The organism is Desulfovulcanus ferrireducens (assembly GCF_018704065.1).
Taxonomy (GTDB): Bacteria; Desulfobacterota; Desulfovibrionia; order Desulfovibrionales; family Desulfonatronovibrionaceae; genus Desulfovulcanus; species Desulfovulcanus ferrireducens.
This window is the reverse complement of record NZ_JAGUQP010000013.1, coordinates 44,718-58,888: the sequence shown is the minus strand read 5'-3', so window position 1 is coordinate 58,888 and position 14,171 is coordinate 44,718. Positions and strand designations below refer to the sequence as shown.

Annotated in this window: 10 protein-coding genes; 4 read left to right on the top strand and 6 right to left on the bottom strand. The window is 42.6% G+C overall.

The genetic code is table 11. The features are described 5' to 3' along the window. Positions 1-25: 25 nt before the first annotated feature. Both KFV02_RS06115 and amrB read left to right on the top strand, forming a co-directional pair. Complete coding sequence (locus KFV02_RS06115) at positions 26-1,276, top strand: tetratricopeptide repeat protein (protein ID WP_252380658.1); 1,251 nt, start codon at positions 26-28, stop codon at positions 1,274-1,276. Between the two features lie 660 nt (positions 1,277-1,936). Continuing rightward, a complete protein-coding gene (amrB, locus tag KFV02_RS06110; protein ID WP_252380657.1) occupies positions 1,937-2,761 on the top strand; it encodes an AmmeMemoRadiSam system protein B in 825 nt (274 codons plus the stop codon). Positions 2,762-2,882: 121 nt separating this feature from the next. On the opposite strand, the gene folD is transcribed toward amrB, so the two are convergent. The 5 genes from folD to KFV02_RS06085 all read right to left on the bottom strand — a co-directional run bounded on the left by folD (position 2,883) and on the right by KFV02_RS06085 (position 10,597). Next, complete coding sequence (gene folD / locus KFV02_RS06105) at positions 2,883-3,728, bottom strand: bifunctional methylenetetrahydrofolate dehydrogenase/methenyltetrahydrofolate cyclohydrolase FolD (RefSeq protein ID WP_252380656.1); 846 nt, start codon at positions 3,726-3,728, stop codon at positions 2,883-2,885. 87 nt (positions 3,729-3,815) lie between these two features. Next, entirely contained in the window at positions 3,816-5,099 is a 1,284-nt protein-coding gene (gene eno / locus KFV02_RS06100; protein ID WP_252380655.1) for a phosphopyruvate hydratase, read from the bottom strand. 223 nt (positions 5,100-5,322) lie between these two features. After that, positions 5,323-6,096: a type III pantothenate kinase gene (locus KFV02_RS06095; RefSeq protein WP_252380654.1), complete on the bottom strand. Its 774-nt coding sequence runs from the start codon at positions 6,094-6,096 to the stop codon at positions 5,323-5,325. Between the two features lie 839 nt (positions 6,097-6,935). After that, positions 6,936-9,047, bottom strand: coding sequence for a ribonuclease catalytic domain-containing protein (locus KFV02_RS06090; protein ID WP_252380653.1), 2,112 nt, complete (start codon positions 9,045-9,047; stop codon positions 6,936-6,938). 275 nt (positions 9,048-9,322) lie between these two features. Beyond that, complete coding sequence (locus tag KFV02_RS06085; RefSeq protein WP_252380652.1) at positions 9,323-10,597, bottom strand: IMP cyclohydrolase; 1,275 nt, start codon at positions 10,595-10,597, stop codon at positions 9,323-9,325. A gap of 710 nt (positions 10,598-11,307) precedes the next feature. On the opposite strand from KFV02_RS06085, the gene KFV02_RS06080 reads away from it, so the two are divergent. After that, positions 11,308-11,628 (top strand): hypothetical protein, encoded by a 321-nt coding sequence (locus KFV02_RS06080; protein ID WP_252380651.1) that lies wholly within the window; start codon positions 11,308-11,310, stop codon positions 11,626-11,628. Here the strand turns inward: KFV02_RS06080 and KFV02_RS06075 are convergent. Next, positions 11,551-12,978, bottom strand: coding sequence for an MltF family protein (locus KFV02_RS06075; RefSeq protein ID WP_252380650.1), 1,428 nt, complete (start codon positions 12,976-12,978; stop codon positions 11,551-11,553). The genes KFV02_RS06080 and KFV02_RS06075 overlap by 78 nt on opposite strands. A gap of 281 nt (positions 12,979-13,259) precedes the next feature. Between KFV02_RS06075 and KFV02_RS06070 the strand changes: the two genes are divergently transcribed. Then, a complete protein-coding gene (locus KFV02_RS06070; RefSeq protein ID WP_252380649.1) occupies positions 13,260-14,168 on the top strand; it encodes a transporter substrate-binding domain-containing protein in 909 nt (302 codons plus the stop codon). The last annotated feature ends 3 nt before the right edge of the window (positions 14,169-14,171 follow it).

Here is a 14,171-nt window from a genome sequence, read left to right as displayed (position 1 = left end):
GGATGGGGATAAGGCAGACATTGCTTTGGCCAGAATCGGCGATATCTATCTTCTTAAAGGCAAAAAGCGGGCAGCCAAAGAAATTTATGAAAAAACATCCCAAAAATTTCCCGACCGGGAGGGGGGGCTAATAGCAGCTATGCGCCTTGCAGAGGAAGGAATTTATGACCAACCCAATATAAAAGATATGTTTTCAGTCTTTGACCGGCCTTATACCCTGCGCCCCCAAAAAATTTATACTTTAATCAGTAATAAATATCCAGACAGCCCTCTGGCGCCTGTAGCCCTGATCAAATTGGCCATTTGGGAGTTATGGAACAAAAAGGAATTGCAGGCCTTAAAGACAATAGATAATTTTTTAAGCAGATATGGACAAAAAAAACTTCGCTCCAAGGCCCTGGATGTGGGAGTACAAGCCTTTGTTCAGCTAGTACACAGATATGTACTGGAAAACAATTATAAGCAAATACTCAACGCGTGGACAAAGTATCCTTTTCTATCTCAAAATTTAACTAAAATAGACCCTGAAACCAGACTGGCCCTGGCCACAGCTTTTTTAAATAATAACCAGATCAACCAGGCCATCAAACTAGCACAACCTATATTAGACAAAAAAATTGTTAATCAAAACAGTTTCACGGCCCTGGCCCTGCTCCTCAACATCTATTTTAAAACGGAGGACTGGAAGAAAATTATAGAGTTAGGAGAAAAGTGTAAGGATTGGGCACTGCCTAAAAAGCAAAAACAGCAATTAAATTATGCTCTGGCCCTGGCCTATGAAAATTTAGGTCACATCCAAAAAGCCCTGCCTTTGTGGCGAAAATTAGCTGCAGATATAGATCTCCCAGCTAAACAACGCGCCTATGCCTTGTATTTTCTAGCCCAAAATGCATTATCTCAGGGAGATCTGGAGAATGTATATATTTTCGCCCAGGAAGCCCTGTCCATTTTTCTGGAAAAGAAAGACGACATCCCAAAAATTAAATCTTGCCTTGATCTTTTAATCCAAGCTACAGAAAGGACTGGCCGAAAAAAAGAGGCCCTGGGCTGGGCCCTGGAATTAGCTACCTATATTAAAGAGGATGATCCCGACTGGCCAGCCTTTCAGTACCGCCTGGCCGGACTCTATAAATTAAATGGAGATACAGCCTCCTGGACCAAAATCTTGAACGAACTTATAAACAAAAAGCCAAAAAGCCTGTTTAGCAAAATGGCCCAATCAGACCTGAATTCAGCCCAATTACTTAAGGAAGCCGAACAATATTTTGTTAAGTAGTTAAGTGGTGTGAGCAGTTGAGTGGTTGAATGATTGAGGTAAGGTCTTCCCATGTCTCTAACCGTTAAAAATAAACCCTTTAACCTATAAACCAAATAACAATTAGCCCGCTCTAGACTACTTAACTCCAATTTCTGACTTGTTCAACTCATTGATATTACATCATTTTTGAAGAGCACATTTTCTGAAATGCATTACAAACGGGTTGGGCAACACATCTTGGCGAAGCTTGGGGAAAAACAGAGCATCTGGGTGACAAAGGTAGATAGCTGGTGCTACTTGCCATAACTATCTATAATTTAAATTGAACGATTTTTTTGCAGTTCAAACTTTGAGATTGCTTCGCTACACTTTGTTCCACTCGCAATGACAGGGGGGAGATTGTCATTGCGAGGGCAGCGAAGCTGTCCGTGGCAATCTCACCCATTGAGTGAAAATCGCTCAACTAAGGTATAATTAAAAGAATACTCATTTACCCAAAATAGCCCATTATGCTCTCTCCGCAAGCAAGCCTTTTACCCCGTTGAATCCAGCGAAGCTGGGCTGGCTTTGCCAGTATTCAACCGGGGTAGATGTGTCCAAGTCTTTGTTAGCATAGAAGAAAATGCGTTCGTAAATTAACTCCGAAAGTTGATTGCTTAACTTAACCATGGAGGGAAAATGGACAGACAACCCATAGTCGCCGGCCAATTTTATCCAGGCAGGCCCCAAACTCTTTATCAACAGGTACAGGAACTGCTCCAGGGGCAGCCCGAGAACGATGAAAAGACCATCCTGGCCATGGTCCCCCATGCCGGATATATCTTCTCTGGTCCAGTAGCAGGAAGAACTTTATCCCAGGCCAATCTGGGCCAGACCATTGTCCTCTTAGGGCCCAACCATACCGGCCAAGGAGCCCGGCTTTCCCTTTGGCCAGAAGGAAAATGGTTAATTCCGGGCGGCCATTTACAAGTCAATGAAAATTTGGCCCAGGAAATTGAAAAAATACCAGGCATAAACTCTGATTATCAAGCCCACCTTTATGAACACTCCCTGGAAGTGATACTACCCTTTTTATGGGCCAAAAATAATAACATCCATATTGTACCCTTGAGTGTTTCCGAGTTTAATTTGGAAACTCTTCTCCAGGTGGGTCAGGAGCTAGCCCGGGCCATTTCTCGCTATACACAAAACTCTAAACTAAAACCAAGTGATGTCTCCCTGGTAGTCAGTTCAGACATGAGCCACTATGTTACTCATGAGCTGGCCCAAAAAAAGGATCAAAAGGCCATTGAGCAAATCCTAAACCTAGACCCCAGAGGGCTTTTTACCGCTGTTCAGCAAGAAAACATCTCTATGTGCGGAGTCTTGCCCATGACCATGGGCCTTGCGTGTGCAATAAGTCTCGGAGCAACCAAAACAAGACTCGTTTCCTATGCAACTTCTGGAGAAGTTAGTGGTGATTATGACCAGGTGGTTGGTTATGCAGGAATTTTGGTTGGTTAAATTGGTGAATAGCAAGGGCGGATTTATGCCTCCGCCCTTGTGTCTATCGAGTAAAAAATGACTGCTACGTAAAAAGGCCAAAAAGTAAACTTTCTGTTTCTCTTTGTACCTCTTAACGCTTTTACTTTTGCCTTAACTTAAAGGATTGAACAGTATTGAGCAAAAGTTGAGCAATGGTCATGGGACCTACCCCTCCAGGTACCGGGGTTATGGCCGAAACTATATCTTTCAAGTTTTCAAAGTCACAATCCCCGACCAGGCCTTCTTCTGTTCTGTTTATACCAACATCAACTACTACTGCCCCCGGCTTGACCATCTCCCTGGTCACAAACTTAGCACGCCCCACAGCTGCAAAAACAAAGTCCGCCTGGCTGACCTCCGAGGCTATATCCTGCGTGCGAGAATGACAGATTGTGACTGTAGCATTTTCCTGTAAGAGCATCAGAGCCAATGGTTTGCCAACTATATTACTCCGACCGATGACAACGGCCTTTTTGCCCTGAACACTCAAGTCATAGCGTTTAAGTAAGGTCATTATCCCGGCAGGAGTACATGAGCGTAAACCATCTAGCCCCAGAGTCAATTTTCCTACATTTACAGGATGAAAACCATCCACATCTTTTTCGGGCAGGATAAGGTCCAGGCACCTCTGGCTGTCCAATCCTTTGGGCAGAGGAAGCTGGAGTAAAATTCCATCAACCTCAGGATCCTCATTTAAGGCGCAAATCTTATCCTCCAACTCGGCTTGAGTTATCTCCGCTGGCAGATGAAACCCTTTGGAGATAATCCCCACCTCGGCACAGGCCTTTTCCTTGTTGCGCACATAAACCTGGGAGGCTGGATCTTCACCGACCAGAATAACAGCCAACCCGGGAGCGCGACCAGCCTGTGATTTTAGCTGAGCAATCTCCTCTTTTAATTCCTGTCTAATCTGTGCTGCTGTTTCCTTACCATTTAAAATTTTCATAACCACCTCTTTTGTTGTTCAATGTTCAACATTCAAGGTTCGATGTTCAACGTTTGACGTAGATTTCTGTTCACTGATCACTGTTCACTAACTCAACTGGCTGGCCATGGCCGGACCAAAGTAAATAGCCTGCTCATCAAGTTCCTCCTCAATGCGCAAAAGCTGGTTGTATTTGGCCAGGCGATCGCTACGACAAAGCGATCCGGTTTTGATCTGACCAGCATTCATGGCCACAGCCAGGTCAGCGATAAAAGTATCTTCTGTTTCTCCTGAACGATGGGAAATAACAGTAGTGTAAGAAGCCTCTTTGGCCATCTCAATGGTATCCAAAGTTTCTGTTAACGTTCCGATCTGATTTAATTTAATCAAAATAGAGTTGCCTACTCCCTGCATGATCCCCTCGGCCAGCAAGGACGGATTGGTCACAAAGATATCATCGCCCACCAATTGGACTTTGCTGTCCAGGGCCAAAGTCATAGTCTTCCAGCCCTCCCAGTCATTTTCCGCCAGCCCATCTTCGATGCTAATCAAGGGATAGGCATCAATGATATCTTTGTAATAGTCAATAAGCTCGTCAGCAGTAAAAACCTTACCTTCTCCCTGAAGATTATACTTACCATCCTGATAAAACTCTGTTGCTGCCGCATCAATGGCCAGGGCAATTTCTGAACCGGGCTGATAACCTGCCTCCTCTATAGCCTTTAAAATATAATCAAATGCCTGGCGATTACTCTTTAGGTTTGGTGCAAAGCCACCCTCATCACCAACGGCTGTAGAGAGGCCATCCTTGGCTAAAATGCTTTTCAGGGCGTGGAATATTTCTGCCCCCATGCGCAAGGCATCTCTAAAGGTAGCCGCTGCCAAGGGCATAATCATAAATTCCTGAATATCCAGATTATTGGGTGCATGCACCCCGCCATTTAAAATATTCATCAAGGGAACAGGCAAGACCTTGGCGTTTACCCCACCAATGTATTGATACAAAGGAAGTCCGAGAAAATTGGCTGCTGCTCTGGCTGTAGCTAACGAAACACCCAAAATGGCATTTGCCCCAAGCTTTGACTTGTTTTCAGTGCCATCCAAGTCAATGAGGATTTCATCGATTTCAACCTGACGCAAAGCATCATAACCGATAATCTCATCAGCTATTTCTTCAAGCACATTGGCCACTGCCTTGCTCACGCCTTTGCCGCCATACCTGGACTTATCCTGATCACGCAGCTCTAAGGCTTCCTTGGAGCCAGTAGATGCCCCGGAAGGCACTGCTGCACGTCCAAACACACCAGACTCCAAAACAACTTCCACCTCAACAGTGGGATTACCCCTGGAGTCCAGAATTTCCCTAGCCCAGATATCGGTAATAATACTCATCTCTATTCTCCTTTTTTATATATTAAAGTTTGTAGTTTACAGTAGGAAAACCAAGGCTAAAAGATCAAAAAGTAAGGACTTCCGAATGAAATCCCCCATTATGCTCTGCCTGCAAGCAACCTACTAGATGCGACCATGAAGTTTGCACCAGCATGAAAGAATCCGGGTTTGAAAAATAATCATGAAAACTTGCCCTCTTAAATATGGTTTGGCTACAGACTCCTTAACCTTTTTCAATATAATAAGCCATCTTTAAACCATGAAGGAGAAGATCCGGACGGACTTCCTGAATTTTAGTGCAAACACTAGCAATTTTATCGGCAAATCCGCCAGTGGCCAGGATAAAAACATCTTCACCTAACTTTCTTTCCAGCTTACTAACCAATCCATCAACAAGGGAAGCGAAACCAAAAATAATCCCCTGGCTTAAGCTGTCTTTTGTACTCCGACCTATTTCAAGTTCTTTATTTTGTATATCCAAATTGATTTGAGGGAGCTTGGCTGTCTGGGTACTCAGTGCCTTGATTGAAGACAAAACTCCAGGACAAATCAAACCGCCAAGATAGTCCTGTTCATATACGCAATCAAAGGTCGTCGCCGTACCGAAATCAATAACTATAAGCCCTTTATTAGCATATAATTTTCTTGCGGCAAAAGCGCAGGTTAGCCTGTCCGCCCCTACCTCACTGGGACGTGAGTATTTATTTTGCAACCCCAAAGAAATGTCATCCGGTACAAAATAAACAGGGCAATGACAAAATCTTTGCCCGGCTTGTTTGAGCAAACTGTCCATAAGCGGAACCACAGAAGAAACAACCCAGGCCTGAATGCTCCCTGGCTCCACCCGATTAAACTGAAGCATCTGTAAAATTTTCAGACCCAGCGAGTCAGATGTCTCAGTAATATCCGTGGGCAAAACAAAACCACCCAAAATACTATCTTTATCTGCCAGGCCAAATTTTATATTTGTATTCCCTATATCTACTAATAATATCATTATTGAAATTTACTAGGTTTAAGTTCAAGGTAGCAGGCTCAAAATTTAGAAAAAACGATGCAAACTACCCTCCAAGAAGCCCATGTTTAACCGGACAGGCCACCGTTACAAGCTTTAAAAAACTCAATGTACTCAATTTGCCACGCCTCATATTGCTCCTAAATTGAGCTATTTTTTTACAATTCAAACTTTGAGATTGCTTCGTCGCTTCACCCACGCTCGCTCCTCGCAATGACAGGATGAGCGCGAAGTCATTGCAAGGACAGCGAAGCTGCCCGTGGCAATCTCACACATTGGGTGAAAATCGTCGGTGGCTCAAAATCTACTTTTATTGATGCAACTGCAATAATTAAAATTTTACAGTTCTGACAAACATTTTTATCTTGTAACCCATTCAAATAATTCAACATTTATCATTCAAAATTCAACATTGCCTGCAAAAAGTCCCTTTTTGCAGGCGCATCTTTAGTCCAATGTGTTTAAAAATTAAATTACTCAACTCTGACTTCTTAAAACCCTTACTATTTCTACGTTCTCGAAGAGCGCATTTTCGGAAATGCATTACAAATGGATTGGGTAACATATCTCGGCGAAGCTTGCGGAAAAGCTGTGCATAGGGAGACTGTTTAACCAATATATCAAGATACATCATAAATACAAAATGGCACAAAGTAATATTTTACTAATAAACCCCTTTATGCACAGCCCGCAAGCGAGCCTTAGATGTGTCCAAGTCTTTGTTAGCATTGAAGAAAATGTGTTCGTAAATCAACTCCGAAAGTTGAGTTAAATTAAAAATCGCTCAACTGCTCACAATTCAATTTTTCCACGGAGTAACATCAACAAACTTCTTGCGCTCCGATGACCTTGATTTCATTATGCAGAGGATCAACTCTGCCCAGTCTTAGTTTAAATTTTTGTCCGATTCTGACCTTATCCCCTATAATATTGCGAGCAACACGCACTAATATCTGCTCTCTAGGCAAAGATAACACGACCAACGGTCCGGATTTATCTACAACAACCCCTGTCCAGTTCATCTTCTTAGCCTTTTGCTGAAAATAGACCAGCTTCCAGTATCTTGGCCGAAATCTTTGTACCTGGCTCACAGCACCCTGACGAGAATTCAAATAGGGAAGTAACTTTTCCAGTTCTTCCTTTGACCACAACGGGATGTTTTTTTGTAAAAAAGTAATGGTCTGGGCCAGATTTAAGAAGTCTACATAGCGTCGCAAAGGAGAAGTGATGGGAGCATAAGCAGTAACGGCCAGGCTGCGATGAGGCTTAGGGGTAACTTCAGTAATAGTGGCGCCCATAGCCTTGACCAAAGAATAAATTTCTTCCGCCTTTGTCCACACGCCTCCACTTTGTTCCGGTAAAACAATATCCTGAGTACGGTATAAAAAAGGCACTGATTTATCCATGGCCCATAAACCCATGGCCATATTAGCCAGGATCATGAACTCGGATACAATAAGTTGGGCCCGCGCATAAAAGGGTTTGTCCTGTAAATCAACAAATATTTCACCATCCCTGTCCTGAAGGACAATCTCCGGCTCTGCCTGCTCAATAACAACAGCTCCTTTGTCCAGGCGATTCTGCCTAAGGATACGAGCAAGTCCCAGAGCCTGTTCGAGCATCTGGTCCTGCTTTTCAACCAAAATTTTCTCAACCTGAGAATAGGTTAAATTTTTCTGTACCCTTATCCAGGCAAACTCAGGTTTAAATTCAACTATTCTCCCCTGCTCATCCACAAAAAAGTCCAGCAAAAGAGAAGGCTTGGTTTCGCCTTGCTTTAAACTAAAAGTCTGCGTAGCCAGCTCCACAGGCAGCATGTGGCTGGTACCTTCAGGCAGGTAGAGACTGCTCACCCTATGCATCACGGCCCGGTCCAGCTCAGAGCCGAATTCCCAGCCCAAAATCGGACAGGCCAAGGCCAATTTCAAACGAAAACCTGCATCCTGTCTTGCAACATAAAAGGCATCATCAATATCTTTTGTGGATCCTGAGTCAATACTGACTAATTCGCTCAGAGCAGGTTCTTTTATATCCTGGGAAATTTTCTTTTTAATCTGTTCAATCTGCCCGGCATACTTATCTTCCCATGATCTACCCCAGTCATACTCGGCCTGATCTAACAGATAGTTATAATGTTTAGGAAGTATGCCCCACTCTTGCGCTAAAACAAGCGGTAGTAAAGGATCATCGGGCAGTCCGCGAGATATCTGCTTCCAAATTTTTTCACTTTCCCGATCCTCGGGATCCTTGATTCTCTTTAATAAAAGTTCTTTTATCTGTTCCCTTATTTCAGGATCATCCGGCGGTACAACGTTTTTTTGCTTTCCTACATTTTGCCATAGTGTCTTTAAAAAATCTTGACCCAGGCTGACTAATTTTTCCCTTAAGGCAGCTTGTCTTAATTGTTCAACTCTTTTTTGGACAACCTCCTGACTGTAAACCTCAAAATCAGGAGGGTTAAACTTGAAATGTGTTTTGGCACCGAGCATGGCCCGTCCCAGAGCCGCAATCTGATCTATGGATGGTTCTTCCCAGATAAGACTTGCAAACCAAAAGATAGACGCCTGTGTAATTTCTCCCTGGGCCAATTCCCAGACTTCCAGGACATCAATCTCCCTGGTCAATTTTTCGCGTCTGGACTGGTGTTTCTTCAGGTTATCTAAAATATCCTGCCTGGACAATGAATCAAGATATACCGGACCAACCCAGGGCAATACCCTGGAACCCGGCAACTTCATTTCTCTTTGATTAACATTAAAGACCCTGAGCCGGGAGCTTTGCACGTCCAGAACCCAAGCTATCTGAGCCTGATTGTTCTGCAAATATTCGACTACTGCTCCTGGCTGAATTGAGGACTGAGGAAACAGGGCTGAGGTCTGAGCGTTATGGACCGAGTTTTTATCAGTATTGCCCTGATTTCTATAATTAACCATAAATCTACCCCTTTATTCCCACCTAACCCAACTAATTGCTCAACTCTTGTCTTGCTCCTCTCTTAATATCCTTCTCTGAGTTCTGAGCCCATCATACATCACTCAGTCCTCAAGAGTCTGAGGCCAACCCTACTTAAGACTTAAGAGGACAATTTTTCATATTTTTTTTAATACTGATTTCTTTCAAGCTGGTGCAAATGCCTTCAAGAAATCAGTGTTTTCAACCTGGTAGTCAAAGAATGAGGTTTAACCACAGACACTCAACCCTGATTTTCTTAATGTTTAAAAGAGCGTTGCCCTGTAAATACCATGGCTACCTGTGGTTCAGCCTGGTTAACTGCCTGAATAACTTCAAAGTCACGAATAGAGCCTCCTGGCTGAGCAATGGCAGTTATGCCCTGCTCAATGGCTACGTCTACTCCGTCCCTAAAAGGGAAAAAACCATCAGAAACCATGACAGAACCTGGCAGTCCGCCCTTGTGAGCTTTGGTTCTCTCCTGGATATCTTCCAAGGCCTTGGCTGCCTCCGGATCATTTTTGGCCTTTAATTTTAATTCATACAGTGAAAGGCCATGTTCACTAAAAGCCAGATTATCAGCATACTTGGTATAGGCTTTATGAATTGTCAGTTCCACACAGCCAACCCTATCCTGCTCTCCAGTGCCTATGGCCACTGTCTGACCATCCCGGGCAAAAATTACAGAGTTGGAAGTCACTCCAGCCTCCACTGCCCACGCAAAGATCAAGTCATCCATCTCGCGGGAATCAGGTTTCCTGGCCATGACCACCTGCCCATCTTTTTCCGCAGAAGCAGGAATAAAATCATCTGCACTCAAAATTTTGTTCCGGAATGAAAATTGGGCAATTATCCCGCCATCAACCAATGATTTGAGGTCCAGGAAAGGCGTGTTCACTAATTTTTCTAAGTCAGCGAGGCCGGGAATTTCCAGTATACGTAAATTTTTCTTTGTCTTTAAAACATCAATTGCCCCCGGTTCATAAGCAGGCGCTGCCACTACCTCAAAATAATATTTAGTCATAAACTCGGCACACTCTTTAGGTAACGGCCTATTAACAACAACAGCTCCACCAAAAGCAGCAATACGATCCGCAAAATAGGCCTTGCTCAATGCTTCTTCCAGGCCTTGATCCGACCAGGCAGCTCCACACGGATTGTTGTGTTTTAATATGACCGCAGCCGGTTTTCTGGTCAAATATTGCAAGATATTAATACCATTATCCACATCGGTGAGATTGATCTTGCCCGGATGTTTTCCCGATTGAATTATATTTTCTTCTTTGAGACTGGAAACCAGCCCTGCACCCGGAGAACGAAATTTCACTCCTCCAAGCTCTAGCTCGCCTTCAACCAGTTCATATAAAGCTGCGGGCTGATCAGGATTTTCCCCGTACCTCAGGCCCTTTTCCTCTCCTTCAATAACCCAGGATCTTCTGACAAATTTCAAGACTTGATCTCCCAAAGTTAAACTCATCTCCGAGGGAAAAGGATCTTTGACAACTGTCTTATACATTTCCTTGATATTTTTCATACTTTCCTCCAATATTTTGAATTTATCTCGCCAAAGGCAAGCTATAAGCCTTATTGCTAACTTACGCGATTTTTTGCAATTTAAAATTCGTGATTGCTTCGTTGCTTCGCTCGCTCAAGCTCGCTCGTCGCAATGACAGGGTGAGCGCTATGTCATTGCGAGGGCAGCGAAGCTGCCCGTGGCAATCTCACCCACTGGGTGAAAATCTTCATTTCAATGCATAGACTTTTAAAAATTTTATTGCCAAGTCCTATTCAAATTGGATTTGTTGAGTCCGTGGCCAAACCCTATTTTAAGTTTTAAGCGCTGATTGAAAGTCTTGGTTTCTGAAATGCATTACAAACGGCTTGGGTAACCCAATCTTAATGAAGCTTGCTTAAAAAACAGAGCATCGGGATGAATGGGCTAAATATTTTGCGAAAAGAAACCAAGACTAGAATAAACCATGGAAATTAATTTGATAAAAAGATTCGGCTACAAGCTCTATTAACATTTTATCCTCTGCATTTACGCTATAAATCACGCTTGACCTAAAGCTCTAAGCATTGCAGAATCAGCGCCTTAGCAAAAGTGCTTCTATCATAGGCCTTCCTGCTGGGCAAATCGAAAATGGGTGCATTGAGTGTTGCGGTACTTCCCGGCGGGTTTGAAATTTATTATTAGGCTACCCCGGTGTGAATATCCACGCAAAAAGTCAATCTGGAGAAAAAATGGATAAGATGTTACGCAACTTAGCAGAAAAATTAAACCAGTTGGATGAAGCCTCACTCATGTCATTGTGGGAAAAATACTATGAACGGGTAAAAATCTTTTCCCCCAGCAAAAGATGGGAAGAAGATGTGCTTATCCTGTCTATGATCCAGTCTGTACGCTGGAAAAATCAGCTATTTAACCACCTCTGGGCCAAACCGGACAATAGTCAAACCAGCGAGAAAAAAAATGACTCTCCTCCATCAATTGGGCCAGTCCGGGGGAACAAAGTCAAGAAAGCTGGCAAGGTGCTTAGCTTCAGGTCTCCCCAAAACGACTAGCCCATGTAAAATATAATAATAGTATCGAATGCTCTGGACATAGTCTACCGCTTCAAATCCCCGACAATAACCTCTTTTTACGGTTCGATAGTATTTTTTATAGCTAAGAAGGGGAAATACTTCCTTCAATCCCATCCAACTCAGATGATCTTTTTTGAGCCGCTTTGCCAGGTCCATGGCATCATATAGATGTCCTGGCCCTTGATTATACGCGGCCAAAGCAAAAAACCACCCGTCCCAGCCATTAACACCCTTTTCTTTTATTATTTTATTCCCAAGAAACCTCAAATACTTAGCCCCGCCCAGAATACTCTGTTCGGGATCAATACGATTAGAAATACCTACATAACTGGCTGTATCTAAGCTTAACTGCAAGAGACCGCGTACACCTGTTTTACTTTTTGCCCTGGGATTAAAATGAGACTCCTGGTAGATCATGGCTACAAGAAGAAGTGGATCTATATTGTAGAGCCTTGCTGCTTCCAGAATATACTGATCATATTTTGGCAAAACCAACTCTACAATATCCATAAGATGATCTAATTCATAGTAATCGATTCTTGACGGAAAAAAACCATAGTATTTTTCTTTTAAACGAAAAAATTCAGTGCTGCCAAAAAAATTATCCCAAAATACTGTTAGCATGCTATTCAGTTCACTATAGCGTGTAGACCAACACCATTTATAGTCAAATGTGTCATCGAACGAATAGGTTTTTCTTACGTCAACAAAATACGGATGCCAGTGATTAAAACTTATTCTATCGGTCAGTGCAAAACGGGCCTTGTTTTTAGTTATGGCCTGATACAACTTTTCCATTTTCGGGATTAATCGTTTCGCCTTTATGGAACAAGATAGTTTCTTTTGGTATGAGATTAATTTTTGTTCAAAAATCTCTTTATCAGGAATAAACACTACGACTCTACACAATTCGTCAGGCCGACGAAGAGGAAAACGAAACCTGTTGTGGACAACGATAAAATTATTCCTCAAGTAAGCCGGGCCAAATCTAATTCTGTCGTCCTGAAACTCATCCTTTGTTGTCAGCCCAATAAATAAATCAGCAAGACCAAGACGAAGCTTTTTTAGCCCCTCTTCTAAATTCTCTACTTTACTCCACGTAGCCTTAAGACCATTTTGGCGACAAAAAATATCCACTAGCTCCTGTTCCAGACCAGGACCATAAGGAGAAAGTCTAGACTTTACCCTTTCGGAATCAAGATAAACAATCCGCAAATTTTCTTTGGGCCAATAATAAAGCTGATAATAAATATGTCCAAAAATAAGAACTAATTGTATAAAAATCAAAAGAAGCAAAAGCTTTTGTGCACTTAGTGACTTTACGGACATATATTAGCCTTTTTAACAAAATCCCGCCAAATGCGGGACGAAGAATGATATGAAAAATTCGGAGAAAATTCTTCGCCTCGCTCAAAAATTATTTTAACCATAGCTTACGGTATAGGTGGTTGTCCAATAATCATCTCTCCCCCTCATAAAGCCATGTGTCCTAACCTTCCTTAAGTAAATTAGAAATTTATATCAATTAAGTTCCAACTTGCTTAAGAAATGGAACTTTGCTATTTTTACAGTTAAAATAACCTCTTTTAACAAAGAAGGAGGACGCAGATATGCAATTTCTAAAACTGTCTTTTGCTATGCTGACAATGTTCATGATGACCTTCTTGATTTTCCTTGGTGGACATGCTGGGGCTGCAGATCTTGATGAGATAAAAAAAAGAGGAGTCTTGAAACATTTGGGAGTACCCTATGCCAATTTTGTTACAGGCATGGGGGATGGTTTAGATGCAGAGCTTGTTCAACTTTTTGCTAAAGATTTAGGTTTAGCATACCAATATGTCAAGACATCATGGGAAATGGTGATACCAGATCTTATTGGTAAAAAAGTCAAAGCAAAGGGCAATGATGTAGAAATGCTGGATCAAACTCCAATACGGGGGGATATAGCCGCCAATGGTCTAACAATGCTTCCATGGCGAGAAAAAATTGTTCTATTTTCTGACCCTATTTTTCCCACACAAGTATGGCTCATAGTAAGGTCCGACTCGGATATTTCTCCAATTACTCCTACTGGTGACATTGCCAAAGATATCGCTGCGGTAAAGGCAAAACTTCAAGGACGGACTGTTTTGGGCAAATCAGGGACCTGTCTTGATGGCAGTCTGTATAAGCTTGAACAGGCAGGAGCCAAATTTATCCATTTTCCGGGACAATTAAACGACTTGGCCTATGCTGTCATCAAAGGCGAGGCAGAAGCCGCGCTTTTAGATGTACCTGATGCCCTGATAGCCTTGGAAAATTGGGCGGGACAAATCAAAGTTGTTGGCCCTATCTCTCCACCTCAAAAGATGGCCACTGCATTCCCCAAGAATGCCCCAAAGCTGCGGCAAGCCTACAATCAATTCCTAGACAAATGTAAAAAAGATGGAACTTATATCCGACTAGTCAAAAAGTATTATCCGGTAGTGTTTGAATATTATCCTGAATTTTTTAATGATGTTATTCAGGCCAATAAGTAAAAA

Excerpts from the sequence above, each read along its gene's own strand:
- amrB (WP_252380657.1), top strand. The coding sequence starts at position 1,937 with ATGGACAGACAACCCATAGTCGCCGGCCAATTTTATCCAGGCAGGCCC.
- folD (WP_252380656.1), bottom strand. The coding sequence starts at position 3,728 with ATGAAAATTTTAAATGGTAAGGAAACAGCAGCACAGATTAGACAGGAA.
- eno (WP_252380655.1), bottom strand. The coding sequence starts at position 5,099 with ATGAGTATTATTACCGATATCTGGGCTAGGGAAATTCTGGACTCCAGG.
- KFV02_RS06095 (WP_252380654.1), bottom strand. The coding sequence starts at position 6,096 with ATGATATTATTAGTAGATATAGGGAATACAAATATAAAATTTGGCCTG.
- KFV02_RS06090 (WP_252380653.1), bottom strand. The coding sequence starts at position 9,047 with ATGGTTAATTATAGAAATCAGGGCAATACTGATAAAAACTCGGTCCAT.
- KFV02_RS06085 (WP_252380652.1), bottom strand. The coding sequence starts at position 10,597 with ATGAAAAATATCAAGGAAATGTATAAGACAGTTGTCAAAGATCCTTTT.
- KFV02_RS06080 (WP_252380651.1), top strand. The coding sequence starts at position 11,308 with ATGGATAAGATGTTACGCAACTTAGCAGAAAAATTAAACCAGTTGGAT.
- KFV02_RS06075 (WP_252380650.1), bottom strand. The coding sequence starts at position 12,978 with ATGTCCGTAAAGTCACTAAGTGCACAAAAGCTTTTGCTTCTTTTGATT.
- KFV02_RS06070 (WP_252380649.1), top strand. The coding sequence starts at position 13,260 with ATGCAATTTCTAAAACTGTCTTTTGCTATGCTGACAATGTTCATGATG.